Raw genomic sequence first — 25,908 nt, 5'->3', positions numbered from 1 at the left:
ATTTTAATTCTGTATAAGAGTTTTTTGAGTTCAAACTCTTGGATCTACCATACTATTTTAGGCTGCAGGTATTTACAGATTTTCTTTCTTCAACTGAATTAATAAAATTTCCAATCAGGAATTCACTTTGTCTTAAGGAGTCACGATGGTCGCCTTCTTTCAAAGGATAAAACGCAATAGGTTTTCCTACCTTGCAGATTTGTTGATAGTAGGCATAAGTACCGCGTGAATCCACTAACTGATCTTTCTCACCCTGAACAACCATAACTGGCACAGTGGGTATCATATTCTCAATAGACTGCTTTTTTAAATAATTGGTCAAAGGGGCTAGATTTACATTCGGTTTAAAGACAGTTTTAGGGGCTTGCTTCAGATCAGATTGTAATTCTGATAAACAGCGACCGCGTGCCAGATTAAGAATTTCTCCCATTTCTGGGCTAACTAAATTTGCTGGAGCAAGATTAGGATCTGCAGCTTCCGCCCCTAGAAGAACGATTGGAAAAAATGCTGCAACACTGGTGTCGATTTGATAGTGAGTTGCCACATATTCCGCAATTCCTTCATATTGATAACCGCCTGGAGCAAGGGCAATTGCCCCACGTAAATTAAGTTCAGGTGCGTCTTTTTGTCCATACGCCGCAACAGCAAGAGATGCAGCACCTCCTTGGCTATGCCCCATGACATACCAATTTTTATTAAATTTATAAGGCTTTAAATAGTGAGTCGCCTTTACAGCATCCACTACAGTATGCAATTGACTTTGAGTATTCATATAGGGATGTCCACTGGGTGTACCTAAACCTTGATAGTCTGGTGCGACTACTGCATATCCACGAGCAAGCCAGGCATTCAAAGCTTTTGCCGCTATTTGTTGATAAATATGAACCGGTCCACCTACATAATCACTCGAGGGAGCACAAGTATCGGCAACACCTGTTGTACCATGCGCCCATGCTAAAATAGGCCAACCTTCTTTTGGCGCTTTTCCTTTGGGTAGTAAAATAAATCCAGAAGCTACAATCGGTTCCGATTGTATGCCGCGACTTCGATAGGTAATTAAGAAGCGTTGTGATGCACTTGAAAATAGATCGGTATTTTGTGCTTGTATGGATAACAAAGTGCCGGGGTTTGTACTTGCTACAGTAGGTAAGTGAGCTGTATCGTGAGAGGATATTAGTGGAGAGGCAATTGCAGATGCAGAACTTAAGCAGATCCAACCTAACGTCATATTCAGAACATGATTTTTTATTTTAATCATGAGAATGCACTCCATTTTTATAAATTTAATTTTGAATATATGAGTATTTTCATTACCATATTTGATCATAATCTATTGTGAAAATTTTTTAATAAGGAAATAGCCCTCAAATGAGGGCTATTTCCTATAAGCACCATTATATTAAGCTCTAATCTCATACAAGTTAGAGCTTTTATTTTTCTCAGCTTAGTTACCTCGATAGGTTGAATATCCATAAGGGCTAAGCAGTAATGGAATATGGTAGTGTTTTACTGAACCATCTGTTTGGAAAATCACCGGAACTTCAGGGAAGAAAGAATTTTGATTATTTTTCTTAAACCAGTCTCCTGTTTTAAACGTGACTTTATATATTGCATTATCTAAATTTTTATTTTCTGGAAATAATGCCGTTACGCGGCCTTGCTCATTGGTTTTAGCTTCTGAAATCTGTATCCATTTTCCATTTTTCTGTTCTTCCAAAGTAACTTTTACATCAGGTGAAGGCAATCCACTTTCCAAGTTAAGTACATGCACACTTAAAGGATTTTGCGCCATTACCCAACTTGAAATAAAGAAACTGCCAGCGAATAAAAATAACTTGTTCATATGAATTTATCCTGAATTAAATTGATTTAAATGTGTTTGAGTGTGATTTCTATACCCAGTTGTGCGCATTGATCATCTTGGATTGACCCACCTGCACCGGCTACACCAACTGCACCTAATAACTGACTTTTATAAACGACGGGCACTCCTCCACCTAAAAGTAATAATTCAGGTAAACTGGTTAAATTCTGTGAATCAACATTCTTCTGGGCATTACGCATAAATTGTAAGGTAGTCACCTTGCTTGAATATGCAGTAAAAGCTTTCCTTTGCGCTGTGATTAAATTATGTATGCCCACAGTTTCATGCCGTTGACTTGCCAGGACATTGCCACCCTGATCTAAGACCACTACAGCCGCAGGTTTAGCAGTAGTGCTACAGGCTTGCATGACATTGGTTGCCAGTTGATTGGCGAGGTTTAGATCCATGACATAGCTGGTTTTAGGAGCTGAATATGTGATTGAACTAAATAGAAGTACTGGAATAAATAGAAGTTTTTTCATCATTTCTATTAAGCTAAATGAAGAGATAAATTAGCTTATATAAAATAAACTCACTATTGCATGACAATCAGATTACGAATTTGTAATGTAGGGATAGACAAATCCATATAATATTATTTAGATGCAGATACTTATTATTGAAGATGAAACCAAAATTGCTGAATTTCTAGCAAAAGGTTTAAATGAATCCGGCTATTTAGCCAGTGTTGCTCATGATGGATTAACAGCGTTAACGTTGTTACAAGAAAAAAACTTTGATTTAGTAATTTTGGATGTCATGTTACCTGAAATGGATGGTTGGCAAGTATTAAAGACCCTAAGGACATTTTCTAAAATTCCGGTACTTATGCTGACTGCGAAAGATCATGTCCTAGATCGAGTTAAAGGTTTAGAACTTGGTGCAGATGACTATTTAATTAAGCCTTTTTCTTATATTGAACTATTGGCACGGGTCAAAAGCCTGATGAGACGAAGTGTAAAACCCGAGTCTGAATATTACCAGGTTGAAGATCTAGTTTTATATAGGTTTGAACGTACTGTTTATCGGAACCAACAGAAAATCGACTTAAGCGCTAAAGAATTTTCACTCTTAAACTTATTAATGCAACATCAAGGTGAATTGTTAACCCGATCGCAAATTGCATCTGAGGTATGGAATATTAACTTTGAGACAGACACCAATGTGGTAGATGTCGCTATTCGCCGCTTGCGTGCCAAAATTGATGACCATTTTCAGCCAAAATTAATTCATACTGTTCGGGGTATGGGATATCGTTTAAGCATAAATAAATGAAAAATCAGCTAACGCAACTCAGCTTAACAACACGCTTAAGTATTTCCTTCAGTATTATTTGTTGCACTGTATTTTTTGCTATTGGTTTACTTTCTTATCACAACATGCAACACCTATTAGCTAAACAACGGGATCAGAATTTAACTGCACGTGTTGAACGCATCGAAATTTTTTTACAGGATCAAGCAAGTTTTCAGATTTTAGTTCAACACCCTCGTCTGTATGAAAATATGCTAGGGAAAGAAGATAATCTTTTAATCTTAAGAAACCCGCAACACGCCTTAATTGAGATTAATCCACTAAAAGTCCATATTCCCACTATGGCCGAATCAAAAAACATTACTTTTCTGGATAATCAATCTAAATTTGCTACAACCCGGTTGGCCTATAAAACCGTTGTTTTTAATAATCAACATTACCAACTAATTGCTGGAACACAACTTGATGAAGCTCAATCTACTCTAGATCAATATTTATGGAAATTGATTCTCTATAGTTTATTGGGCATTGTCATGGCAAGCCTGCTCGGACGCTGGGTGGGTTGGTATTTACTTAAATCTCTAAATAATTTGATTGAGCAAACACATAAAATTCAGGGCACTCAACCACATCAGCGAATTGAAGTTAAAAGTACTACCGTTGAAGTTGAGCAACTCCGTTCAGCAATGAATGCGATGTTAGAAAAAATTCAAATTAATTATGATCAATTGGCACGGTTTTCTGAAGATATTGCCCATGAACTAAGAACCCCCTTAAATAATTTAATGGGTCAAACACAAATTATGCTCATGCAATCTCGGTCACCCCAAGAACTGGAGCAGCTTTTATATTCTCATCTTGAGGAATATGAACGACTAAGTAAGATGATAAATAATATGTTGTTCATCGCTCGCTCTGAACATAGTGATTATATTATCGATAAAGAAAATATTGATTTATCTAACCTTATTTTAGAATTGGTTCATTATTTTGAATTCTTAGCTGAAGATAGACAAAAGAAATTTGTTTTGGAGTTAGAACAAGGAATTCAAATATATGGTAATGAAGATTTATTAAAAAGAGCGCTGTCTAATCTTCTCATCAATGCCATTGATTATGGATTCAAAAACCAAGACATTGTAATTACAACAAAATCTACAGCAGACTATGTCGATATTGAAGTGTTAACTAAAAATATTTTTATTGATAAACAGCATTTGAATCATTTATTTGAGCGTTTCTATCAAATTGATAGTAGTCGCCATTCCAAAGCAAAAACTGGTGGTTTAGGGCTATCAATAGTTAAATCCATCATGATGTTACATAATGGGGAAGCAAATGCACATAATAGTCAACAAGGGATTATCTTTCGTTTAAGGATTAAATATTAAGCGATTATTGAAAAAATTATAAAAATAAAAATTTGATCTTGCGGATTTTTAGATCATCTAAAATTAACACATTATAATTTAACCTGAATCTCTAATAAGAAATTAACTCGAAAGAAAGGTGGCTGAAACCATTGGTGAGTTACCATAGAACCTACGCCTTCAGCGTCCTTGTTCGATTTTACATATTTCTTCTGCATGATTGATGATTTTTTTCAGAAATTCGAAACAACCTATCTATTGGCACTGCATGCTTTGCCTTGATGAAAGATTGTCAGAGCAGTTATTGCAAACTGCTGAATAAGTCTGCCACCTATTCTTGTTTGTAATCTACCAGTCACTCCTGTTGCCAGTAGACCGCTTTAATTAAAATTAGGTATTTCACTCACTGGATATATTAATGTTAATGGATTTGTTGTTAATGAAATAAAGCCAAAACGCTGATAAAACTCCATCGCTTTTTGATCCTTGGCATGTATGACAACAAAATTAACACCAATAATTTGAGCAACTTTTAAAACTTGTTTAAGCGCATGTGCTAAAAGCACTTTTCCCATTCCTCTCCCTTGAACTGTTTGATCAACGGCAAATCGACCTACAACTACACAAGGGAGTGGATAACGAGGCAATCGTTTAGTAAGTACAGTATCAACTACATCGAATCCTATGGAGATACTTGATAGACAATAAAATCCTTTCACCTGTATATCATCATCAATAGCAACATACGTTTTACTTGTTCCTGATTTCTGATGTTGGGATGCGTATTGTTTTATGAACTTATTTAAATCATCTTGCCCACAATTAAATGATTTTTTCTGATGATGGGCTTGTAAAACCTCAATTTTCATCCAATAAACTCATTAAATTTTTCATCTCATCATTTGCAGGGCGTGGGTTTTCAAGCATGTTCATTAACATATCACGATCAGCATTATTTACTTTTAACTCATGATTAGATTTAAGTAATTCTTTTGCTCGTTCAAATGAGGATTGGATCATAAAGGAACTCACACTGAGACCCAATAAATTCGCAGCTTGTTCAATCACATTTTTTGCATCTACTGTTGAACGAACATTGATTCGTTCTGTTGCTAAGTTAGCCATATTTTTCACCAATAAGTACGTCATTTTGATGTACAAATTATAGCAGATTAAGGTAGTGCTTCAAGATTCAAATTTGCATATTTTGTTTTGAAATATTTGAACAAATCTAGTGGCGCATTCTCGCTATTTTAAGGGCGAGTCAAGTCACTAGGAATTTAAAATATTAGATCACTTACAATTAGCTTAAATATCTAATATAACTCAGTATTTTTATATTATTAACTTTATTTTTAGTCCAAAATAGTATAAAGTCTAAGCACCCAAATAGTAAATTTACTGATGATTTCAGGCGTTAAATTTCGAGCATATCCAACTCAGGAGCAGAAGTTAATTCTGAGCCAGTGGGTGGGGTGTGCGAGATTAATCTGGAATGCTAAATGTGATGAAGATAAGTATTTTAGGAAATTCGCAAGCAAGTTTTTCCCTTTCAAAGAATATTACGCAACTCAAGATCAGAAGTATGCTTAGTTTAGGTCTAAAGAGCTAACTCCGTGGCTTTCACAATGCCCAGGGACAATTCTTAAAAATTCGAATGTGAATTGGTACAACACCCTTAAGAAGTCAACTAAAGGGGGGTGTGGCCGACCAAAGCGCAAAGCTAAAACCGATAAGGGGAGTATTTACCTCACTCGTGATTTATTCAGTTTCGAGAAAGATCAATTTGGTAAAACTCGACTTCAAATTGGTGGTCATAAATACAATATTGGCTATCTGAACTTTAATAAACATGCTGAATTCAATGAACCTAAATCTCTTAATATTCGTAAAGAACGTGGACAGTATTTCGTATCTTTCTGTTATGAAGATTCATTGGAAATTGATGAAATTAAACCAAGTGAACACTTGGATTATCTTCATGGTTTCACTCAAGAACAACTTAATAAAGTTGTGGTCGGTATTGACCGTGGTGTGGCTATCCCTGTTTGTACTCCTGATCAAGAATTTGATTTCAGCAAAGAACAAAAGAATCATTTATCCAAAGCTGAGCGTTATATTAAACGCTTGCAGCGCAAACTCTCTAAACAGCAAAAAGGCTCAAACCGTAGAGCCAAAACCAAACATCGTATTACGATCCATCACGCAAAGAAAGCCAATATCCGAAATGATTTCAACCACAAGACTAGCTATATCTTAGTTAATAATGAAAAGAATAAGGTCTTTATTTTTGAGAAACTCAATACTCAAAAAATGACGAAAAAGCCCAAGCCGAAAAAAGATGAATCAGGTCGATTTATCCCAAATAAGGCAAAGGCGAAAGCAGGATTAAATAAAGCAATCCTGAATATGGGTTGGCATATGCTAGAAACGTATGTGAAATACAAAGCCAAGCATTTAGGAAAAGCGGTATTTAAGGTTAGAGCAGCTTACACCAGTCAGGAGTGTGCTTCGTGTGGTCACACTCATCCCGACAATCGCAAAACTCAAGAAAAGTTTAAATGCGTGAGTTATGGTCATACTGATAATGCGGATAAAAACGCATCCAAAGTGATAAAAAGCAGAGCTATAAAATTAATTATAGACACTGGAACGGTGTTGGAGGAGGATTTATTGTCTTCTTCTAGTGGGCGTGGAGGCAGTCGTAAGACGATTAAGACTAAAAACCCTAATTGCATTGTCGATGAAACGTCAAAAGAGATGATGACAACTTAGGTTGTTTTCAGAAACTCGTTGCTTTAGCTGCGAGTAGTTCATTAAGAATAGGTGGTAGGTTTACATAACAATACGCAAGTTATTTATGGATCGATTCGACTACGTTTCCCGTATACAAAAAACAGTGTATTCAAAGGCATAAATCACTAGGAGCGATTTGTAACCCGCGGTAAAATCTCATCTGCACGGTGCTAGACAAAATTTGTCTAGGAGAGTGGTGGCCGTCCAAAGTGTTGTTGCTACACTTATATAAGTGTTGTGATCCATCAAATGCCGGAACTAAACACCTAACACAATCGCAAATGAGTAGATTTAGTCCTACCCGCTTTGTTCGGTTATTATTAATATAAAGTCAAATTTGAAAACTGATATAAGCTTAAGCTTTGTGCATATGTAAAAAAATCATTATTCCTGAAATTAAAAACATCAATATTATTATTACAGAGCTATATAATCGCATTCATTTACTGCTCAAATTTATTGGCCAAGTAGATTAACTTTGTTTGGTTATAATTACAATAAAATATATAAATCAGTCAGATAACTAGATTTTTAATAAGATAATTAAATATACATATAAAAAACGTGATTATTCCTGTTTTTAGGGTATAGTTGACTCAACTAGAAAAAAGTCTTGTTTCATTAAATCTCTCTTAAGTATCGTCGTTTTATTCATAATTCTTCGTTTTTTTCAGATTTTAAGTTTCATTCTTTATTATTTTCAAAGTTATATGCAGTCAATAAAATGACTAAAAATTATTAAAAAATTAGTAGGATTTATTATGTCAAACTCAAATGTTGTTAAAGGTACCGTTAAGTGGTTCAATGAAACTAAAGGTTTTGGTTTTATTCAACCAGAATCAGGTCCAGATGTTTTTGCGCATTTCAGTGAAATTGCCAACTCAGGTTTTAAAACCTTATTCGAAGGCCAACAGGTTGAATTTAGTATTGCTCAAGGTCAAAAAGGACCGAATGCAGTCAATATTGTTGCTATATAAGCACTAATACGAGTTGAAAAAGCACTACTCAGTGCTTTTTTAATTTTAAAGAAAAAGTTGTTCTTCCATATTGGAAAAAAATCATAAAAATAGGATACAAATTGTTAAAAGTTAATGAATTAATTGCAAAATCTAAAAATGGTACTGAAATTATCGTTTCTTTAATTCCCTTAAATAAAATGCAGAATACACGTCAAGGTTTTAAAGAAATTGAAGTGGGTAAAAGAGTTCTGCTGGAATCTGGAATTGAGGTAGATTTAAATTTAGATGGTCGTACATTTTATACGTCTTTAAATCAATTATTTAAGCTAAATCAAAAAGTTATTTAAAAATAATATATTGCTTAATTAATTGAATAGCCGCTCTGCCATAATCTTGTTAAAGGTAAACTAATGTTTAAACAAAATCTAAATGTAAAAGACCAATTCGGTATCAAATATTCTATTCAGGCCACGGTTGAGCGCCATTTTAGTGCTAGCCAGTCTTGTTCCCATGTCAAATATATTACCGTGGATGGTGAAGATATTCGGCCCAGCTTTGAAATGTTTTTCCAAAGTACTTCTAGCGGAAAAATTTTCAAGATTATTTAAGTCGATGAACTACTCACAGCTAAAACAAAGCTGATAATATAAAAATATTTATATATATTATAGCTTTATATTATTTATAACTAGGGCGTGTCCTCATTTGGCTTTGCACCAAATAAATATGCAGGCTATACGGATCATAGATTTATAATTGCGTGCTAGTTTATCAAATCGAGTTGCAATAGCACGGAAATGTTTTAATCTCGCAAAAGCATTTTCAACTAAATGTCTTAATTTATATAGATATTTATCAAATTCCTTATTCGATCTCTTACTGTTTGATCTCAATGGAATAATGGGAATCATATTCTTGTTCTTGGCACATGTTCTAATGTGCTCAGCATCATACCCCTTGTCAGCAATGAGATCAGTTGCCTCGCCTACAATATCAATCAGTTGTTTTGCAACTTGACTGTCGTGGACGTCACCCCCAGTGATTTTAAAATCAATCGGTAATCCATTCGCGTCGGTTGCAAGATGTATTTTTGTTGTTCGTCCACCGCGTGATTGTCCAATTGCTCTTTCGAAACCATGCCGAGCTCCACTTGCATGTTGATGCACGCGTATGTAGCTTCCATCAATGAATACCCATTCCTGATCCAGAATGCCTCGTAATCTAAAAAAAATTTATCCCATAATCCCCTACTTGCCCAACGATTAAAGCGATTGTAAGCAGTTTGCCAAGGGCAAAGTTCTTGAGGAATATCACGCCATGTCGCACCCGTACGTAGTTTCCATAAGATGGCTTCCATGATATTTCTACTGTTTTTTGAACAGTAACAACCGTGTAATCGCATAGTATCTTGAATTTGCTGCCAAATATCATCGGTGAGAAGAGTACGTGCCATTGAAAAAATATAGAAATGAAAAGAGCTTAAAGGAGGATTTTAAGTATTTAATACCAATTCTTCAAATGAGGACACGCCCTAATATAATAATTTTAAATTTCTAGTGGCTTAACTCGCCCTTAAAAGAGCGAGAATGCGCACTATATTTGTTCAAAATTTCAAAGCCATTCTTTGCTGTCATCTGCAACAGGCGTTCCATGCATCACATGCTGAATCATGGCATAGGCGATACTGCCCTTGAACGGAATTTCGGGTAACTGATCAAATTTGAAAAACTGCGCATCGCTGAGTTCATTTTCCTGAATTTGAATTTCCCCTGCGTGATATTCCGCCTTGAAGGCCATCATCAGATTGCTGGGAAACGGCCACGGCTGACTGGCCAGATATTGAATATTTTTGATCTGTAGCCCCACTTCTTCCAGCGTTTCACGGCGTACTGCCTCTTCCAAGGTTTCCCCGACTTCAACAAAGCCTGCAATCAGGCTGTACATCTGGGTTTTGTTACGAGCATTTTTTGCCAGCAGAATTTCATCTGTACCCCGGGTAATGATGGTAATGACACAGGGATTCACCCGCGGATACTGGTTATAGCCACAGGATGGACAGACCATGGCATACTGGCTGGCGTGCTGCTGGGTGGCGTGACCGCATTTACTGCAAAAGCGGTGATTACGGCGCCATTCCAGTAACTGTACTGCACGGCTGGCCTGTTCAAACTGCGGTCTGCTCCAGACTTGCACCAGTTGTCTGATCGGAACCAGCTGATAACCTTCCGGCACCGGTTCGTCTTCTTTCAGATCACGGGCAATGATCTCGCCATTTTCCGACAGATTCAGGTCGTGCTGCAGTCTTGCGACCTGCGGCAACTGAAAATGGTCATCCACCAGTAATTGCTGCTGTCTAAAAATATACGCTTTTGAGTGCATGCTCATACAATTCCCTGATTAAAAAAAATCCCATACAGAGGGGTGTATGGGACAAAACTAAGGAAGCTTACATGGAGTAACTTCTACTCAGATACTAGGCGCAAGCTGCCTGAATTACAACCATAATAATTTGTATCTTTTTGATTAAAATCACATAATTTTCACACCACCTATGCATTCAGGAATAATGCAAAACGAGTTTCATCAACTGGCTTTAGCACTATAGAGATGAATGTCCCCTTATTACAGTGCTCATAAATTGCATGCGATGCCAGAGGATCATTTGGTCGAGTTGAATTGACTCAACATGCGGGCTGATCTTTATTTTCACAAAAAATTGAACTGTCTGGCTTTACACTGCGCTATCTTTCATCGGGTCTGGAATGGCTATGCGTTTCGGTTTAATTCTGGGTGACCAGCTTCATCAACAGCTTGCTACGCTCAAAGCACTGGACCGTACCCAGGATATGATCCTGATGGCCGAAGTTGTCGAGGAAGCCACGTATGTCGCCCATCATCCGCAGAAAATTGCCCTGATTTTTAGCGCCATGCGTCATTTTGCCAAAGAACTCAAAGCAGAAGGCTGGCGTGTACGTTACCATACTTTTCAATCCGGCAGTCCGATTCGTAGCCTGCTGGATTTCGTGCATGCACAGCAACAGCTCTTCCCCGTCACAGAATTAGTCATGACCCACTGTGGGGAATACCGTTTGCAGCAGCAGATTGAACAGCACTGGAGCCAGCAGCTGCAAGTGCCGGTACAGTGTCTGAATGACGAGCGTTTTTTCTGCAGTCCGGAGCAGTTCCGGCACTGGGCCAGCCGCTACCAGACGCTGCGCATGGAATATTTTTATCGGGAAATGCGTAAACAGACCGGCTATTTAATGCAGGGACAGCAGCCGCTTGGACAACAGTGGAACTATGACAGCGCCAATCGCAAGGCCTGGTCAGGCAGTCCGCCATTGCCGGTACCACTTCACTTTGAACGCGATCAGATTGATCTGGATGTGCTTGAACTGGTTGAACGCGAGTTTTCCCATCACCCTGGCAGCCTTAGCGATTTCCGCTGGGCCACCACGCGCAGCAATGCCCTGCTTGCATTGGAGCATTTCATTGCCCTCAGTTTGCCGCATTTTGGCGATTATCAGGATGCCATGGTTCAGGACGCAGACATGCTGTTTCACAGCCTGCTCTCGCCTTATCTGAACTGTGGCCTGTTACTGCCTAAAGAAGTCTGTGATGCGGCAGAAGCTGCCTACCATGCCGGTCATGCACCACTGAATGCAGTGGAAGGTTTTATCCGGCAGATTCTCGGCTGGCGCGAATATGTCCGCGGAATTTACTGGCTGTACATGCCTGAATATGCCAGCCGCAATGCACTGCAGCACTCAGCACCGCTACCACAATTTTACTGGACTGGCCGTACCCGGATGAACTGTATGGCGGAGTGTTTCCGTAATACCTTTCAGCATGCCTATGCACATCATATCCAGCGTCTGATGGTGACTGGCAATTTTGCCTTATTAACTGGTGTAGACCCGCAACAGATCAGTGAATGGTACCTGGCGGTCTATGCCGATGCCTATGCATGGGTAGAATTGCCGAATACGTTGGGCATGGTGATGCATGCCGATGGCGGCTTGATGGCCAGCAAGCCTTATGCCGCTTCGGGCAATTACATCCATAAGATGTCGGATTACTGCAAGCACTGTAGCTATAGTGTCAAAACCCGCACCGAGCGGGACAGCTGTCCGTTCAATAGCCTGTACTGGTATTTCATGATCCGGTATGAAGCGACATTCCGCAATCATCCACGTATGGGCATGATCTATCGCCAGCTAGATAAACTTCAAGATCGGCCGCAGATCATCAGCCATGCCCAGCAGCTTCTTAGCCGAATCGATGAGTTATAAACCATGAAAAAACAGCATCTCCCTGAAAAAATCTGTATCCACTGCTTGCGTCCTTTTACTTGGCGCAAAAAATGGCAACGCTGCTGGGAGGAAGTCAGATACTGTTCTGAACGATGTAAACGTGAGTCCAGACGGCGGTCAAAATCAAACACTTAGAAACGCTTGTATTGCCGTGAACAATAAGCCCGTATCACATCGGGTGAACGCAGCTGCAGATGCTTGGTTTTTCGACCAGTCACGCGTTCACGCCACATTTTAAAGCTACTGGGTTTCATATTTTGCCGCATCAAGCGGATCACCGCCGCTTCATTCAAACCGAATTCACGTTGAATGGCTTCAAATGGGGTTCGATCCTCCCAGGCCATTTCAATAATCCGCGACAGGTCCGCTCCCACATATTCAATTACTCGACGCACCACAGGCCCCTGATTGTTTTCATTCTTTAAATAAAATTTAAGAGATAAGATTTAAATTTATCTCTCTGCGTGTCTTGGTCAGATGAAACTGGCCAAATTCATCCTAATCCTAAAAAACGGGAGATGAATATTTTGTGATTTTTTAGGGATTCTATTTTCTTTTAGTCCTGTACGGCTGGTGAGGTCAAGATGTGCTCTAAGTAGCTACTACCAAAGCCTATGCTCCCGGTTGTTGTTAATGATATCCCCTCTATCAGACGGTATGCTGATGCTAAAAACACCTTGGGGAAAACTGTGCTCGAAATTATTGCTCAGCTCTGTGGAGGGATTGGTTTATTCTTGATTGGCATGATTTTAATGACCGACAGCCTAAAAGAGATGGCTGGTGAAACCTTAAGGGTATGGTTGACCAAATTTACCAGAACACCGTTGAAATCACTATGTTCTGGTATTGGTCTGACCTTGATTGTCCAGTCCTCTACAGCCACCACACTTGCGACTATCGGTTTTGTCGGAGCTGGAGTCTTGAGTTTTACCTAGGCGATTGGAGTGATTATTGGCGCCAATATCGGAACAACAAGTACCGGTTGGATGGTGGCTTTGCTGGGGGTGAAGTTTTCTATCGCTACTTTTGCCTTACCCATGATTGCTGTAGGTGCGTTGTTCAAGTTATTAACGCATGGTCGTTTGGCATTATTCGGTTTTGTGCTTGCAGGTTTTGGCCTGATTTTCTTGGGAATTGAGAAATTACAGTTTTCGATGTCAGGTCTTGCTCAACAAGTCGATTTGTCTATTTTTCACTATCATTCATTTGGGCAGAAGCTGTTTCTGGTCTGGATCGGACTGATCATGACGGTGCTACTGCAGTCTTCCAGTGCCGCTATTACGGCAACTTTAGCTGCTGTGGTGCCAGACTATTAACAAGATAAACAGCGCTTGACCTCTTTATTACGCATGATGGTTTATATTCGGGTTCTGCGTAGTGATTTGGAAAGTGTTCCCTATGCACTGGCTATTCGGACCCAACCACAGATTTATCAAGTGGCTTTAGATTTTTTAAATATTCTAGAGCATTATGTCAGCCGTCCGGATTTTTTAGAAAATGCTGAAAAGATTGAAAATTTCAAGCAGGAACTGGCTAATCTCAAACAGTGGGGCGATGAGCATCGTGCCGTCTTACGTGAGGAAGTGATGCAATATGCCACCTTGAATCGGTTGAGTGCACCAGAAGCTTAAAACTGCTTGCTGCAAAACGCTGGCTGGACCGATTAATCGCCCATACCAAAAGATTATCCAAGGTGCTGGCCGAACGTTAACAACGAGAACAGCCCTGTAATGGTTTTTGGGTATGAGCAACGTGAAGGTTGGGCTAAATCCCGAAGGACGAGGTCATTTGGCTTGACTCGACAATTACAAACTTAGTTCTGTACACTCAATTTGATCATGCAAATACTGTCCTGTCATATCCTTGCTGTTTTTCCATATGCATGGCTTGATCTGCTCTTTCGATGACATTTTCCAGTGTTTCATGGTGTCCGACTGTGATTACACCAATAATTGCGGTGATATATATGGCTTCGCCATTTTTTTAATAGTAAATATCCAGAGAACTTTGGTGCAACAAAGCCAATACAATATAAAACTATCTCTTTTTTTTGCGTCCGCGCATTCTAATTGGGTCGGTAAAACAATCGGTAATTTTATAATTTTTGAAAAGGATAAATAAAATGACCAAGCAACAGCACCCCAAAGATGAATCGGAATCTAAAAGAGCTGAAGAACAGACAAATCCAGAGGATCTTCAGCCACAAAAGAATCCTAAAGATAAATCTGATGAGCATGAAATGCATAAATCAAGTCACTATCATCAGCACCATGATACAACAAGCAACTATAAGCAACCTCATTGAGTCGGATTTTATCAAATGGAGCGTAAAACTCTGTCCTTCAGGGCAGAGATATAAGCGACACGACATGAAATGTCGTTGAATTTTTTAAAAATCAACACCTTTAATTTAACATGAGCTAATATAAGCCCATGAAAACTCTTAAATTACGCATAAAAGACAAACATTGCAAGGTGCTAGACCAATTAGCATCTGAGGTGAACTTTGTTTGGAATTATGTGAATGATTTAAGTTTTAAACACCTGAAAAGAACAGGTGACTTTTTCTCAGCATTCGATATGGCTAAATACACAAAAGGGACTTCAAAATTGGGTGGTTTGCATAGTCAAACGGTGGATGCAATCAGAGAAGAATATGCTGGTAAAAGAAAACAGTTTAGAAAAGCAAAATTAAAATGGCGTGTGAGTAACAAGAAGTCAGCAAGACGTTCACTTGGTTGGATACCCTTTAAAAAAGTAGCGATTAAATATGCTGATGGCTATGTGCAATACGGCAAGCAGAAATTTAACCTATGGGATAGTTACGGTATAGGCAATACAGCGTTAGAACAGGCTCATTTGTTGAGGATAGTCGTGGGCGCTGGTATGTGTGTCTTGTTGTGGATAGCACTAAAGCTGAGAAACCCACCGCCACCAAAGCGATCGGGATTGATCTGGGCTTAAAAGATATAGCCACCTGCTCAGATGGTACTGTGATTTCAAATCCTAAATTCTATCGAAAATATGAACAGAAATTAGGTATAGCTCAACGAGCAAGAAATAAAAAACGTGTACGTGCATTACACGCCAAGATTGCAAACTGTCGTAAAGATCATTTGCATAAAGTAAGCACTCTGCTTGTGAAAGAAAATGCACTGATTGTTGTAGGTGACTTAAGTGCGAAAAAGCTGGTTAAAACCAAGATGGCGAAATCTGTTTTGGACACAGGATTTTCAGCACTCAAAACAATGCTCAAGTATAAATGCGAGAACGCAGGGGTATTGTTTGAAGAAGTCAATGAAACCTATACCACCCAGATCTGCTCGTGCTGCAAGAAAATATCAAGCAGTAGTCCGAAAGGTAGGGTTGATCTTGGAATGAGAGAATGGACATGCCAGAACTGCGGTACAGTCTGGCAGCGGGATTTGAATTCCGCCCTGAACATACTCGCGCTTTGGCATGAGCGTCTCGCAGGAGGAATCCCCTTGCTTTAGCTGGGGGTGGATGTCAATACAGTAGAAGATTGAAGATATTCAAAAATTTTAAAGACAAAGCTGCACAATATTTTGGAGTATGCTCGCATACGATAAAAAATGGAAAAATCGACCAAGACCAGATTCGGAACTTGACTATAATGATTTACAGGCTCTAAATGCTCCGAGTCAGTCATCATTCGGCTGACCCGGATTAATCAAGTCAGCTTATTCTTTATAAGTCTGCGTACTGTAGAGTTCAACAGCTAAGCGCTTCAGCACTTTTTCATTTTTTGCATAATCCAAGAAGGCTTCAGCATAATCCAGTCCCACCTCTACACGACGTTCACCGGTGATATTTTTAAAACTGCTATAAAAATCCTGACCATCTGCCAGAAAATTAATGGTAATCACCTGATAGGTCTGGTCTGGATTTAAAGCTTCATAAATTCCTTGTGCATTGCGAACTTTTAAGTTGGATATCCGTTGACCTTTGGTTTTAGATAAATCTACATCCCAATGCAGTCCACCCGCATAAGGATAACTGCCGGTATTGTTATTTACGACTGCATCCATCGCATCTTCAAGTACATTTTTAATTTCTAGCCCAGTCGCCTTCAACTGTACCAATGTGTTTTTAAATGGCAATACCGTATAAATTTTCTCTACAGAAATATCACCTTGAGGTAGATCCACCCTGACACCACCGCCATTTTGGATCGAGATATCGGCATTAAAATACTTTTTACCCTGTTGTAAAAATGCTTCAGCCACGAGTTGTTGCACATCACCGCCATGCTGATTGGTAAAATCTGATTTGTTACAGATGTCCCCTAAACTGGAACGTGAGGGATCTTTTGTCGTTCCTGGTACACGACGCAGGCATAGATTTTCTTGGGCATTCGCAACAATTTCCTTGCCCAATAAATTTTTAGCGGTTTTATAAGGTGCTAAAATATCTAAAGCTGCAGCATCAGGCTGCACAATCCGCAGGCTATTACTGTTTTCAATATCTTTTTTAATTGCATCCAATTCAGTAGCACTCAAGGCTGGAGCATCTTTAGCGCTGCGCTTAAAATCATCTCCAATCAATACATTGGCTTTACCGGTACATGCCTCAACTTTTCCGTTGGCATCAAAATTTACTTTTAACTGGCCAACCATATAGGCATATTGCCAGGCTTGTACCACACAAACCGGATCACCCTCTTTATTTTTTAAGGTCGTTGGGTAAGCGCCTTCCGGGCTGAGACCATAGTTTTTCAGCTTTGCATCGGCCAGTAGGGTATGCGAATCCCCACCCACAATCACATCAACACCAGACAATTGTGCAGCCAGTGCTTTATCCATGCCATAGCCTAAATGAGACTGTACAATAATTTTGTTAATGCCTTGCTGCTTGAGCTGATCAATATAGTTTTGTGCAGTGGTTAATTCATCTTTAAAAATGGTATCTGCATTGGGGCGAGAGGCATTCTTGGTTTTATCAGCAATCGTTAGACCGATTAAGCCAATTTTTTGCCCTTCTTTGTCCATAATGGTATAAGGTTTCACCAGATCAGTCTGGTAGAGTGCTGAGGTTTTTCCAAACTCGACATTGGCACTTAAAACTTGTGTTTTATTTTTACAGCGACCTTTATTATTCAAGAAACCAATAAATTTTTTTAAGCCTTCATCAGTATTATCAAATTCATGATTGCCTAGCGTTAAAGTATCGAAACATACTGCATTCATGAGATCTGCTTCTGCTTCACCTTCTTTTAAAGTAAAGTACAAATCGCCAGTGATGGCATCCCCTGAATGAATTTTTATCGGGTTTCTCTCCGTGCTGGCTAGGGTATTCATCAGTGCAGCAACTCGTGCAAAACCCCCATTTGAAACCTGGATTTGCTCGCGATTACCTGCAGAGGTTTCCAGCAGTAATTTGGTACTTTCTTCATCCAAATGTGAATGGCTGTCGTTAATATGCAATACATTGACTTCCAGCGGTTGCGATTGAATGATCGGTGTTATATTCGTATTGTCTTTACTATTATTACACCCAGCTAAAAATATACTGGAAACCAATAAACTGCATGTGATACCTGAATATTGAATGCTTCTGTTTTTAAAGACCACGGTCACCCCCATTTGACTATAATTTAATCACATATCATGTGGGACTATTGTTTAAAATTCATGAATTTAGCTATTTTACCCACAATAAAATAAGGAGAAATTTTATATTTCTCCTTATCGATTAAATCAACACAAAAATCCTAGCATAGAGCTATTATCGCCACCTATCATTTAAGAATGTTTGGATGTACTCAGCAATGCAACCATCCGCTGTATGTCTTCAGTTTTTAAATTGATACTTTATTCAATCAACTCAATTCCTTAACTATCCCTCTTATTAGCCTGATGTAAGTCCCCACGTATTTGTAAGTAGGGACTTAGTCCATGATCATAAATTTTTAGCAGCGATTCCTGTTGCTAAAAAGTGACCAACGTACAGCACCCAGTTCAAAATCAGTTAGGGAGATGTAGGTTTGAAAATCTTTATGCAACAAAGCTTCTCGCAATCAGAAATAATATTTAAGGTCGCTCAACTGCTAATGCAACGCCCATTCCACCACCAATACATAAGGTCGCCAGTCCTTTTTTCTTTTCACTGCGTTGCATTTCATGTAACAGCGTGACCAGAATTCGACATCCTGAGGCTCCAATCGGATGGCCTAAGGCAATAGCTCCACCGTTGACATTGACCTTGTCCATATTCAGACTTAGTTCTTTTGCCACCCCTAAAGCTTGTGCGGCAAAGGCTTCATTGGCTTCAACCAGATCAACCTCGTCCAAAGACCAGCTTGCTTTTTCTAGCGTCTTTCTCACAGCATTCACTGGACCGAGTCCCATCACTTCCGGCTCAATACCAGACATGCTATAGGCTTTAATTTTTGCGAGTGGCTGTAAACCAAGCTCTGCTGCTTTATCGGCACTCATCACCAATACGGCTGCTGCACCATCATTAATCCCCGAGGCATTACCTGCAGTCACCGTTCCATCCTTTTTAAAGGCTGGGCGCAGCTTGGCTAGACTCTGTTCATTCGTTTCGGCCTTGATATATTCATCACGGTCAAAAACTAACGGATCACCTTTACGTTGTGGCACTTGAACCGGTACAATTTCCGCATCAAATTTCCCTTCTACCTGTGCTTTGACTGCACGCTGCTGAGACGATAGTGCCAAAGCATCCTGATCTTCACGGCTAATCGACAGTTTTTCCACAATATTCTCAGCGGTCATTCCCATGTGATACTGGTTATACACATCGGTCAGACCATCATAGACCATGCTATCCACCAATTGCGCATTGCCCATCTTCTGTCCATTACGCATCTGGATAATATGAGCACTTTGTGACATCGACTCCTGACCACCTGCCACGACAATATCGGCTTCACCAGTGGCAATCGCCTGTGCGGCCAAATGAACAGCGCGCAGTCCCGAACCACATACCACATTCAAGGTTGAAGCGGGTACTGAAACCGGAATACCCGCAGCAATTGCCGCCTGTCGTGCCGGATTCTGTCCCACACCTGCAGTCAATACATTCCCCATAATGACCTGATCTACCTGTTCTGGCTTCACTCCGGCAGCGTCTAATACCGCACCAATCACCACCTTTCCTAACTGCGGTGCACTGACACTGGCCAGGCCACCCAAAAAACTTCCAATCGCAGTACGTTTTGCAGCAACAATCACAACTTCTTTCATTTTAATTTCCTGTTTTTTAACTTACATCTTGCTTAATACTCCTGCCCTCATACGATTGGTCGGCAGTGAGAATGCTTAAATGCTAAAATAGACTGACCTGTACATAACTGCCTGGTGCTGCTTCCTTGACAGGATAGGTTGCATTACCCAATGTACGCGCCGGAACCTGATCGCCGGTATAAGGTGCGATCCATTGCTGCCAGCGTAACCACCAGGATTCGGGATGGAACTGGGCATCTGCCAGCCACTGTTTCGGATTTTCATAGGGAACATTATTGGTATAACAGCCATACTTGTTGCGGTTTGGCGGATTGACAATGCCTGCCACATGTCCAGATTCGCCGAGGACCAACGTGCTTTCACCCCCCAGATAGGTAGATCCTTTAAAGCACGTATCCCATAGTGCAATATGATCTTCCTGGGTCGAGATAAAAAAGTTCGGTGTTTTTACTTTCGACAGATTTAAACCCACACCATTGACCTTGATTTTATTCGGCTGAATCAGTTCATTATTCAGGTACAGATTGCGTACCAGGAAATTGTGCACATGTGCAGCAATGTTGGTGCCATCACTATTCCAGTACAGAATATCAAAGTCTGACGGATGTTTGCCCTTCAGGTAATTTTCAATGTAATAGTTCCAGTACAGGGTATTTTCGCGTAACAGACTAAAGGTTACCGCCAACATACGGCCATCAAAATAGCCCATCTGTTGATTTAAAGTTTCAATCCCTTGAATGACTGGCTCATTAATAAAAGCACCCAAACTGCCTGGATTGTCAAAGTCCAACATTGTTGCCAGATAGGTGGCACTCTTGACGTGATTCTTCAGGCGTTTCGCCACATAGTACGCCTGCGTCGCAGCAAGTACCGCTCCACCGATACAATAGCCAATGGCATTGACCTCTTTTTCTCCAGTCATTTCCTCAATGACACGCATCGCCTCAACCGTACCAGACTTAATCAGGTCCTCAAAGCGCATGTCCTTTTGTTCAGCCCCCGGATTACGCCAGGACATTAAAAATACGCTGTGCCCTTGCTGACGTAACCAGTTCACAAAAGAATTCTGCTCACGTAAATCCAGAATATAGTATTTATTAATAAAGGGCGGGATAAGCAAAATAGGCGTCTGATATACAGTTTCAGTGGTCGCTTCGTACTGTAACAATTGAAAAACCGGATTTTCAAAGACCACTGCACCTGGAGTATAGGCCAGATCTTTTCCCAATCGGAAAGAGTCATTATTGACCATGCGTACGGACAGATATTTACTACTGTTCATGATATCGTCATGAAAAATTTCCATGCCACGCACCAGGTTTTGTCCGTGTTCCTGTACCGTTTGATGGATCACTTCCGGATTGGTCCATAAAAAATTGCCGGGAGAAAAGGCATTCACCATTTGGCGGGTAAAAAAGTGGATACGCTGGCGGACTTTGTCCGGGATGCCTTCAACCTCATCCAGCATTTCTTGTACCAATTGACTGAAATGCAGATAGGACTGGGTCAAGAGATCGTAATTGGGTTCTTGCCAAAGTGTATCCTTGAAACGGCGATCACCCGGCTCAGGTTTGACGAGAGGTTGGATATCCTTGTTGACACTGCGCAGCATGATATTTTGGTAAATCTGCATCTGACCGATCCACCATTTACTCTGTATCTCGATCAAGCGTGCCGGATTTTTGGTTAATGCCTGAAAGAACAGATTCATATCTTCACTGTTGACTTTGCTTAATGCATCATTGAGCGGATTATCGCCATAGTAAAATTCTTGCACTTTCTTCCAGATTTCTTCATGCACATCGAAAAAACGCTGGACGTTCTGATTAAACTGAAAAAGATTCTGCTGCATTGCACCACTCCGCATACTGGGTCATTCCTCACTTTCGATCAGGAATGGAATCGAAAAACGGGGAAGTGATCTCCACTTCCCCGCTCGCTAGTCTTCAATCTTCATTAAGGTTGCTAACCGTTATTTATTGTTCGGCATCGATTCGCTAACTAACTTGTCAAACTCGGCTTTAAATTCAGTGGCCAAGCTTGCCAGTTTTTGGCCATCGTCAATCATTTGCTGGCTGAGTTTGCTCATGGTTTCCACTTGCTTCATGCCACAATTGATCATACTTTGCATGTCTTTGACTTCACTGTTGGCAAAGACTTGTGATAATGTAATATCCGCATAATGACGTGCAGCATTGAGTTGTAAATTGGTCAGATCGGCAAAGTTTTTCGCCACCAGACTGTTAAATTTTGCATAAGGTTCAAACATATTTTTGTACTGAGCATTCATGTTTGAAAAAATATCACCGTATAGCATGTTGTATTACTCCATTGATTTATAGTGCTTAAAATTTAGTTATTGTGAAAAAAACAAAGAAAAACTGACTCAATAAGTACAGGACTTATTGCATGTATAAACCGCCATTGATCGATAAGGTTTCACCCGTAATATAGGTGCCATACTCACCGACCAGATACATAACTGCCGCTGCAATTTCTTCAGGCTGGGCAAGACGATGCAAAGGAATCTGGTCTTCAATATTTTTGATAACCTCTTCCCGCATGGCAGTCACCATCGGTGTTGCCGTATAGCCCGGGGCTACAACATTCACGCAAACATTGGAACGTGCACCTTCCTGAGCCAGAGCTTTGGTAAAACCGATCATGCCCGCTTTTGCGGCTGAATAATTGGCTTGACCAAACTGTCCTTTCAGACCATTGACCGAACTAATATTGACAATGCGTCCCTGCTTTTGCTCCAGCATTTTATTAAAAACAGGATGGGTCACGGTAAATAGTGTTTTTAAATTGGTATCGATTACCTGTGACCACTGTTCGAATGACATTTTCTTAAATGTTGCATCGCGCGTGATGCCTGCATTATTCACCAACACATCTACACGACCTTCAGCCTGTATCGCATCCTGGATCGCGCTCGTCGCATCAGCATGATGGGTGAGATCCGTTAACACAAAACGGATGTCTTCGTGTTGGAAACCCTCATTTTCTAGCCACTGCTTTTCCCGGTCTTCCTCTCGAGGCACAACCGTTGCAATCACTTTATAATTTGCCTTTACCAGCTGACGACAAATCTCACTACCAATACCACCTAGTGCCCCTGTCACAAATGCGACTTTTCTTTCGGACATATCTTTACCTTTCGCAAATCGAAAAAAATGGTTGAGTGAATCCACAAAGATTCTTTGGAATCTGGACTTAAATTAACCCTTTCTATGTTAAGGCTCGATTACAGGCGATCGATTTTTTATGAGCAAATGTAAATGGCGCTAGGTTTGAATAACTGCAAAAAGAAAAATTAAATAAATAGTGCAAAAAAATCAGTAAAAAGCATAAATAACATACACTTAAATAATATATAAGGTATATTTTAACAAATCTGTAATGTAATGTCCGCAGAATGTTAAAGTTGAATAGAATTCAATTTTAGCCTTTTATTAATACAATAATTTTCTGATCTAATGTACTGAAAATCAGTTTGTCTCATTTAAGGGTTTTATGAATGTTTATTCAATTGATTTGAACCTTGTTATCTAATGATATAAGAGCCATAAATGACTGCTTTAAATGTGCCTTCAAATTCTTCCATACATACATTAAAAACTTATATTAATCGGGACCTTTCCTTACTTGAATTTCATAAGCGAGTATTGGCACAGGCTAAAGATACTGAATACCCTTTACTTGAACGACTCAATTTTTTAATTATTTTTTCGCGAAATTTAGATGAATTTTTTGAAGTACGTGTCGCGAGTTTGATACAGCAATTTGAGCTGTCAAGCCATAATAAGACCAGTCCAGATAATTTATTCATCTCAGAAATACTGACGACTATTTCTAAGCTTGCACATGAGGCAGTCGAGGAACAATATAAAATTCTGAATTATAATATCTTGCCTCAACTTCAAGGCAATGGAGTTAATTTTATTCAGTATGGCGATATCCTTCAAAAACATAAAGCATGGATTAAAGATTATTTTCATCATGAAGTTCAACCTGTTGTAACCCCCATCAGCCTAGACCCCGCACACCCTTTTCCTCGTTTAGCCAATAAAAGCTTAAACTTTATTGTCACTTTGGAAGGCAACGATGCCTTTGGACGAAAAATTGATTTAGCGATTGTTCCTGCACCTCGATCATTGCCAAGATTAGTTAAATTGCCCACACATGTTTCTGGTGAGGCTGAGCATTACATTTTACTTTCCGCGATCATTCAGCAACATATTCATGAATTATTTCCCGGGGTGACCACCACGGGGTGTTATCAATTCCGGGTAACGCGAAATGCTGACCTCACCGTATCAGAGGATGTGGAAGATTTAGCGATTGCTTTAAAAGGGGAACTCTCATCCCGGCGTTTTGGTCGCGCTGTCAGACTCGAAGTGAATAAAGATTGTCCAGAAACGATTACTGATTATTTACTTGAACAATTTGATCTTGATCAAGACCAGCTCTATCTGGTGAATGGTCCTGTTAACCTGGCCCGCTTTATATCGAACTTTAATTTGCCAGAGTTACGTTTCCCTCCCTATGTACAAAAATTACCGAAAGTGTTGTATGGCAAAAAATCCATCTTTGAGGTATTAAAAACCGAAGACGTTTTATTACACCACCCTTTTCACTCTTTTGCTCCGGTCATTAAGTTGCTGAAAGAGGCAGCCCGTGATCCACATGTATTGGCCATAAAACAAACCCTTTATCGCAGCGGTGTAGACTCTGAAATCGTGCAGGTCCTTGCTGAAGCGGCACGGAATGGCAAGGAAGTTACTGCCGTAATTGAATTGCGTGCACGCTTTGATGAAGAGTCAAATATCGAAGTTGCCAATCTATTACAAGAAGCTGGCGCGGTTGTTGTATATGGGATTGTCGGCTATAAAACCCACGCCAAAATGATCCTGATTGTGCGTCGTGAAATAGATAAAATTAAACGTTATGTCCATTTAGGCACAGGCAACTATCATGCGACCAATGCCAAAATCTATACTGATTATGGCTTACTCACCAGTGATGCTGATATTTGTGAAGATGTACATAAAATCTTTCAAGAATTAACCGGTATGGGAAAAACCATAAAACTGGAAAAACTTTTTCACGCGCCATTTACCCTGCATTCACAATTGCTTGAACTCATACAGCAGGAAATTAAAAACAGTAAAGCAGGAAAAAAAGCGCAGATTATTATTAAGGTCAATGCATTAACTGAACCTCAACTGATTCATGAACTTTATCAAGCCTCACAAGCGGGTGTACAGATCGATTTAATCGTTCGTTCAATTTGTTGCTTACGACCCCAAGTTGCAGGGCTCTCCGACAATATTCGTGTACGTTCCATCGTCGGACGTTATTTGGAACATACCAGAGTGTATTATTTTTATAATAATGGTGACAGCAAACTGTATTGCGCCAGTGCGGATTGGATGGGACGTAATTTATTTTCTCGCATCGAAACCTGTTTCCCGATCGAGAATAAGAAAATTCGCAAACAAATTCTTGAAGAAGGATTGAATAATTATCTCAAAGATAATCGGCGTGCATGGGAATTACAAGCCGATGGAATCTGGATACAATGTCAGCCTGGTAATGGACAGGCAGTCTACATTGCCCAGCAACAATTAATGAATCAAGTTTTTTAACGAAAAGTTGCAAGTTATTGTATAAATGACAATCACTTGCAATGATTTAAATTTATTTTAACCAAATTGTAATAATACAATCCTAAAGTAAAACTCAAGAGGGAGTGAGTCAATTACATGAATGATATCAGTGTTAAAAAGATCAACAAATTAATTGAACAGTTCGAAGAAGAAGGCAAAAAAGTAGAAGCTCTTGAAATAGGCTATAAAACTTATGCCATTCTTATGTCTGATCAGAAATTTGCAGATAAAGTAACCAAATCAGCAGAAAACGCCAAAGAGCGACTTTATAAGAAAATAAAAATCAAACTTATTCCCGAGAAACATCATTTTAAAATAAAGTAAGAAGTACAGAATTTTTAATAAACTTGTAAATTATTTTATGTAATTGCTTTTGATCAATTACCAGATATGACCTGACACAGACCCAATAAAAATCTCACTGTCAGGATCGGCTTTGAGTGAGTACATA

27 protein-coding genes and 3 pseudogenes are annotated in these 25,908 nt (G+C 39.6%); 16 read left to right on the top strand and 14 right to left on the bottom strand.

The window, feature by feature from the left end:
- Positions 1 to 52: 52 nt before the first annotated feature.
- The 3 genes from LZZ98_RS13665 to LZZ98_RS13655 all read right to left on the bottom strand — a co-directional run bounded on the left by LZZ98_RS13665 (position 53) and on the right by LZZ98_RS13655 (position 2,346).
- Positions 53 to 1,258, bottom strand: coding sequence for an alpha/beta fold hydrolase (locus LZZ98_RS13665; protein ID WP_237788344.1), 1,206 nt, complete (start codon positions 1,256 to 1,258; stop codon positions 53 to 55).
- A 186-nt stretch (positions 1,259 to 1,444) separates the two neighbouring features.
- Positions 1,445 to 1,843 carry a hydroxyisourate hydrolase gene (gene uraH, locus LZZ98_RS13660; protein ID WP_237788321.1) on the bottom strand — a complete coding sequence of 133 codons (399 nt, stop codon included), beginning with the start codon at positions 1,841 to 1,843 and terminating at the stop codon, positions 1,445 to 1,447.
- Between the two features lie 26 nt (positions 1,844 to 1,869).
- Positions 1,870 to 2,346 carry a GlcG/HbpS family heme-binding protein gene (locus LZZ98_RS13655; RefSeq protein ID WP_442862717.1) on the bottom strand — a complete coding sequence of 159 codons (477 nt, stop codon included), beginning with the start codon at positions 2,344 to 2,346 and terminating at the stop codon, positions 1,870 to 1,872.
- 121 nt (positions 2,347 to 2,467) lie between these two features.
- Here LZZ98_RS13655 and LZZ98_RS13650 point away from each other — a divergent pair, with 121 nt between their 5' ends.
- Together LZZ98_RS13650 and LZZ98_RS13645 are read left to right on the top strand one after the other, a co-directional pair.
- The gene (locus tag LZZ98_RS13650; protein WP_237788319.1) at positions 2,468 to 3,139 is read left to right on the top strand and encodes a heavy metal response regulator transcription factor; all 672 of its coding nucleotides are present in this window, start codon (positions 2,468 to 2,470) and stop codon (positions 3,137 to 3,139) included.
- A complete protein-coding gene (locus LZZ98_RS13645) occupies positions 3,136 to 4,509 on the top strand; it encodes a heavy metal sensor histidine kinase (protein ID WP_237788318.1) in 1,374 nt (457 codons plus the stop codon). Before LZZ98_RS13650 ends, LZZ98_RS13645 begins: the two co-directional genes overlap by 4 nt.
- A 359-nt stretch (positions 4,510 to 4,868) precedes the next feature.
- Here LZZ98_RS13645 and LZZ98_RS13640 read toward each other — a convergent pair whose 3' ends face one another.
- Positions 4,869 to 5,357, bottom strand: coding sequence for a GNAT family N-acetyltransferase (locus LZZ98_RS13640; RefSeq protein ID WP_237788317.1), 489 nt, complete (start codon positions 5,355 to 5,357; stop codon positions 4,869 to 4,871).
- Positions 5,347 to 5,613, bottom strand: coding sequence for a type II toxin-antitoxin system TacA family antitoxin (locus tag LZZ98_RS13635; protein WP_086176103.1), 267 nt, complete (start codon positions 5,611 to 5,613; stop codon positions 5,347 to 5,349). Before LZZ98_RS13635 ends, LZZ98_RS13640 begins: the two co-directional genes overlap by 11 nt.
- Positions 5,614 to 5,892: 279 nt before the next feature.
- Between LZZ98_RS13635 and LZZ98_RS13630 the strand changes: the two genes are divergently transcribed.
- From LZZ98_RS13630 to LZZ98_RS13610, 6 genes and pseudogenes are all read left to right on the top strand, one after another.
- Positions 5,893 to 6,081 carry a helix-turn-helix domain-containing protein gene (locus tag LZZ98_RS13630; RefSeq protein ID WP_237788316.1) on the top strand — a complete coding sequence of 63 codons (189 nt, stop codon included), beginning with the start codon at positions 5,893 to 5,895 and terminating at the stop codon, positions 6,079 to 6,081.
- Positions 6,082 to 6,147: 66 nt separating this feature from the next.
- On the top strand, positions 6,148 to 7,263 hold the full coding sequence (locus LZZ98_RS13625) for a transposase (RefSeq protein WP_237788315.1): 1,116 nt from the start codon (positions 6,148 to 6,150) through the stop codon (positions 7,261 to 7,263).
- A 68-nt stretch (positions 7,264 to 7,331) separates the two neighbouring features.
- A pseudogene (locus tag LZZ98_RS15650) lies at positions 7,332 to 7,421 on the top strand (IS982 family transposase); the annotation flags it as partial.
- 624 nt (positions 7,422 to 8,045) lie between these two features.
- A complete protein-coding gene (locus LZZ98_RS13620) occupies positions 8,046 to 8,261 on the top strand; it encodes a cold-shock protein (RefSeq protein ID WP_019837890.1) in 216 nt (71 codons plus the stop codon).
- Positions 8,262 to 8,362: 101 nt separating this feature from the next.
- Positions 8,363 to 8,590, top strand: coding sequence for a hypothetical protein (locus tag LZZ98_RS13615; RefSeq protein ID WP_004761266.1), 228 nt, complete (start codon positions 8,363 to 8,365; stop codon positions 8,588 to 8,590).
- Positions 8,591 to 8,653: 63 nt separating this feature from the next.
- Entirely contained in the window at positions 8,654 to 8,851 is a 198-nt protein-coding gene (locus tag LZZ98_RS13610; RefSeq protein ID WP_019837892.1) for a hypothetical protein, read from the top strand.
- A 93-nt stretch (positions 8,852 to 8,944) separates the two neighbouring features.
- On the opposite strand, the gene LZZ98_RS13605 is transcribed toward LZZ98_RS13610, so the two are convergent.
- Positions 8,945 to 9,696 (bottom strand): IS5 family transposase gene (locus LZZ98_RS13605; RefSeq protein WP_442862714.1). Its coding sequence is split into 2 segments (ribosomal slippage): positions 8,945 to 9,462 and positions 9,462 to 9,696, totalling 753 coding nucleotides; the frame shifts between segments, so codons are not numbered across the junction.
- A 158-nt stretch (positions 9,697 to 9,854) separates the two neighbouring features.
- The gene (nudC, locus tag LZZ98_RS13600; protein ID WP_237788313.1) at positions 9,855 to 10,628 is read right to left on the bottom strand and encodes an NAD(+) diphosphatase; all 774 of its coding nucleotides are present in this window, start codon (positions 10,626 to 10,628) and stop codon (positions 9,855 to 9,857) included.
- A 383-nt stretch (positions 10,629 to 11,011) separates the two neighbouring features.
- On the opposite strand from nudC, the gene LZZ98_RS13595 reads away from it, so the two are divergent.
- Both LZZ98_RS13595 and LZZ98_RS13590 read left to right on the top strand, forming a co-directional pair.
- Positions 11,012 to 12,535: a cryptochrome/photolyase family protein gene (locus tag LZZ98_RS13595; protein ID WP_237788312.1), complete on the top strand. Its 1,524-nt coding sequence runs from the start codon at positions 11,012 to 11,014 to the stop codon at positions 12,533 to 12,535.
- Between the two features lie 3 nt (positions 12,536 to 12,538).
- Positions 12,539 to 12,691, top strand: coding sequence for a DUF2256 domain-containing protein (locus LZZ98_RS13590; RefSeq protein WP_237788311.1), 153 nt, complete (start codon positions 12,539 to 12,541; stop codon positions 12,689 to 12,691).
- Here the strand turns inward: LZZ98_RS13590 and LZZ98_RS13585 are convergent.
- The gene (locus LZZ98_RS13585) at positions 12,688 to 12,939 is read right to left on the bottom strand and encodes a TIGR03643 family protein (protein ID WP_409976742.1); all 252 of its coding nucleotides are present in this window, start codon (positions 12,937 to 12,939) and stop codon (positions 12,688 to 12,690) included. The genes LZZ98_RS13590 and LZZ98_RS13585 overlap by 4 nt on opposite strands.
- A gap of 306 nt (positions 12,940 to 13,245) precedes the next feature.
- On the opposite strand from LZZ98_RS13585, the pseudogene LZZ98_RS15645 reads away from it, so the two are divergent.
- Together LZZ98_RS15645 and LZZ98_RS15640 are read left to right on the top strand one after the other, a co-directional pair.
- A pseudogene (locus tag LZZ98_RS15645) lies at positions 13,246 to 13,857 on the top strand (Na/Pi symporter); the annotation flags it as partial.
- Positions 13,858 to 13,887: 30 nt separating this feature from the next.
- Entirely contained in the window at positions 13,888 to 14,187 is a 300-nt protein-coding gene (locus LZZ98_RS15640; RefSeq protein ID WP_442862713.1) for a hypothetical protein, read from the top strand.
- Between the two features lie 205 nt (positions 14,188 to 14,392).
- Here LZZ98_RS15640 and LZZ98_RS15635 read toward each other — a convergent pair whose 3' ends face one another.
- Positions 14,393 to 14,524 (bottom strand): hypothetical protein, encoded by a 132-nt coding sequence (locus tag LZZ98_RS15635; RefSeq protein ID WP_442862716.1) that lies wholly within the window; start codon positions 14,522 to 14,524, stop codon positions 14,393 to 14,395.
- A gap of 154 nt (positions 14,525 to 14,678) precedes the next feature.
- On the opposite strand from LZZ98_RS15635, the gene LZZ98_RS13575 reads away from it, so the two are divergent.
- Positions 14,679 to 14,861, top strand: coding sequence for a hypothetical protein (locus LZZ98_RS13575; RefSeq protein ID WP_237788310.1), 183 nt, complete (start codon positions 14,679 to 14,681; stop codon positions 14,859 to 14,861).
- A gap of 128 nt (positions 14,862 to 14,989) precedes the next feature.
- Positions 14,990 to 16,050: pseudogene (locus LZZ98_RS13570) on the top strand (RNA-guided endonuclease InsQ/TnpB family protein).
- A 207-nt stretch (positions 16,051 to 16,257) separates the two neighbouring features.
- Here LZZ98_RS13570 and LZZ98_RS13565 read toward each other — a convergent pair.
- From LZZ98_RS13565 to LZZ98_RS13545, 5 genes are all read right to left on the bottom strand, one after another.
- Positions 16,258 to 18,159, bottom strand: coding sequence for a bifunctional metallophosphatase/5'-nucleotidase (locus tag LZZ98_RS13565; protein WP_237788309.1), 1,902 nt, complete (start codon positions 18,157 to 18,159; stop codon positions 16,258 to 16,260).
- Positions 18,160 to 18,606: 447 nt separating this feature from the next.
- Positions 18,607 to 19,785: an acetyl-CoA C-acetyltransferase gene (locus LZZ98_RS13560; RefSeq protein WP_237788308.1), complete on the bottom strand. Its 1,179-nt coding sequence runs from the start codon at positions 19,783 to 19,785 to the stop codon at positions 18,607 to 18,609.
- A gap of 82 nt (positions 19,786 to 19,867) precedes the next feature.
- On the bottom strand, positions 19,868 to 21,637 hold the full coding sequence (gene phaC / locus LZZ98_RS13555; protein WP_237788307.1) for a class I poly(R)-hydroxyalkanoic acid synthase: 1,770 nt from the start codon (positions 21,635 to 21,637) through the stop codon (positions 19,868 to 19,870).
- A 120-nt stretch (positions 21,638 to 21,757) separates the two neighbouring features.
- Positions 21,758 to 22,102, bottom strand: coding sequence for a phasin family protein (locus LZZ98_RS13550; RefSeq protein WP_086197569.1), 345 nt, complete (start codon positions 22,100 to 22,102; stop codon positions 21,758 to 21,760).
- Between the two features lie 85 nt (positions 22,103 to 22,187).
- Entirely contained in the window at positions 22,188 to 22,934 is a 747-nt protein-coding gene (locus LZZ98_RS13545) for a beta-ketoacyl-ACP reductase (RefSeq protein WP_237788305.1), read from the bottom strand.
- A gap of 423 nt (positions 22,935 to 23,357) precedes the next feature.
- Between LZZ98_RS13545 and ppk1 the strand changes: the two genes are divergently transcribed.
- Together ppk1 and LZZ98_RS13535 are read left to right on the top strand one after the other, a co-directional pair.
- Positions 23,358 to 25,436: a polyphosphate kinase 1 gene (ppk1, locus tag LZZ98_RS13540; protein ID WP_237788304.1), complete on the top strand. Its 2,079-nt coding sequence runs from the start codon at positions 23,358 to 23,360 to the stop codon at positions 25,434 to 25,436.
- Between the two features lie 117 nt (positions 25,437 to 25,553).
- Positions 25,554 to 25,781 (top strand): hypothetical protein, encoded by a 228-nt coding sequence (locus LZZ98_RS13535; RefSeq protein ID WP_237788303.1) that lies wholly within the window; start codon positions 25,554 to 25,556, stop codon positions 25,779 to 25,781.
- Positions 25,782 to 25,908: the final 127 nt, after the last annotated feature.

Source organism: Acinetobacter sp. SM34, assembly GCF_022012365.1.
Lineage (GTDB): Bacteria > Pseudomonadota > Gammaproteobacteria > Pseudomonadales > Moraxellaceae > Acinetobacter.
This window is presented reverse-complemented; position numbering and strand designations above follow the sequence as displayed.

Bases quoted from the DNA above. Each gene is read 5' to 3' on its own strand.
- LZZ98_RS13665 (WP_237788344.1), bottom strand. From the start codon at position 1,258: ATGATTAAAATAAAAAATCATGTTCTGAATATGACGTTAGGTTGGATC.
- uraH (WP_237788321.1), bottom strand. From the start codon at position 1,843: ATGAACAAGTTATTTTTATTCGCTGGCAGTTTCTTTATTTCAAGTTGG.
- LZZ98_RS13655 (WP_442862717.1), bottom strand. From the start codon at position 2,346: ATGAAAAAACTTCTATTTATTCCAGTACTTCTATTTAGTTCAATCACA.
- LZZ98_RS13650 (WP_237788319.1), top strand. From the start codon at position 2,468: ATGCAGATACTTATTATTGAAGATGAAACCAAAATTGCTGAATTTCTA.
- LZZ98_RS13645 (WP_237788318.1), top strand. From the start codon at position 3,136: ATGAAAAATCAGCTAACGCAACTCAGCTTAACAACACGCTTAAGTATT.
- LZZ98_RS13640 (WP_237788317.1), bottom strand. From the start codon at position 5,357: ATGAAAATTGAGGTTTTACAAGCCCATCATCAGAAAAAATCATTTAAT.
- LZZ98_RS13635 (WP_086176103.1), bottom strand. From the start codon at position 5,613: ATGGCTAACTTAGCAACAGAACGAATCAATGTTCGTTCAACAGTAGAT.
- LZZ98_RS13630 (WP_237788316.1), top strand. From the start codon at position 5,893: ATGATTTCAGGCGTTAAATTTCGAGCATATCCAACTCAGGAGCAGAAG.
- LZZ98_RS13620 (WP_019837890.1), top strand. From the start codon at position 8,046: ATGTCAAACTCAAATGTTGTTAAAGGTACCGTTAAGTGGTTCAATGAA.
- LZZ98_RS13610 (WP_019837892.1), top strand. From the start codon at position 8,654: ATGTTTAAACAAAATCTAAATGTAAAAGACCAATTCGGTATCAAATAT.
- nudC (WP_237788313.1), bottom strand. From the start codon at position 10,628: ATGAGCATGCACTCAAAAGCGTATATTTTTAGACAGCAGCAATTACTG.
- LZZ98_RS13595 (WP_237788312.1), top strand. From the start codon at position 11,012: ATGCGTTTCGGTTTAATTCTGGGTGACCAGCTTCATCAACAGCTTGCT.
- LZZ98_RS13590 (WP_237788311.1), top strand. From the start codon at position 12,539: ATGAAAAAACAGCATCTCCCTGAAAAAATCTGTATCCACTGCTTGCGT.
- LZZ98_RS13575 (WP_237788310.1), top strand. From the start codon at position 14,679: ATGACCAAGCAACAGCACCCCAAAGATGAATCGGAATCTAAAAGAGCT.
- LZZ98_RS13565 (WP_237788309.1), bottom strand. From the start codon at position 18,159: ATGGGGGTGACCGTGGTCTTTAAAAACAGAAGCATTCAATATTCAGGT.
- LZZ98_RS13560 (WP_237788308.1), bottom strand. From the start codon at position 19,785: ATGAAAGAAGTTGTGATTGTTGCTGCAAAACGTACTGCGATTGGAAGT.
- phaC (WP_237788307.1), bottom strand. From the start codon at position 21,637: ATGCAGCAGAATCTTTTTCAGTTTAATCAGAACGTCCAGCGTTTTTTC.
- LZZ98_RS13550 (WP_086197569.1), bottom strand. From the start codon at position 22,102: ATGCTATACGGTGATATTTTTTCAAACATGAATGCTCAGTACAAAAAT.
- LZZ98_RS13545 (WP_237788305.1), bottom strand. From the start codon at position 22,934: ATGTCCGAAAGAAAAGTCGCATTTGTGACAGGGGCACTAGGTGGTATT.
- ppk1 (WP_237788304.1), top strand. From the start codon at position 23,358: ATGACTGCTTTAAATGTGCCTTCAAATTCTTCCATACATACATTAAAA.
- LZZ98_RS13535 (WP_237788303.1), top strand. From the start codon at position 25,554: ATGAATGATATCAGTGTTAAAAAGATCAACAAATTAATTGAACAGTTC.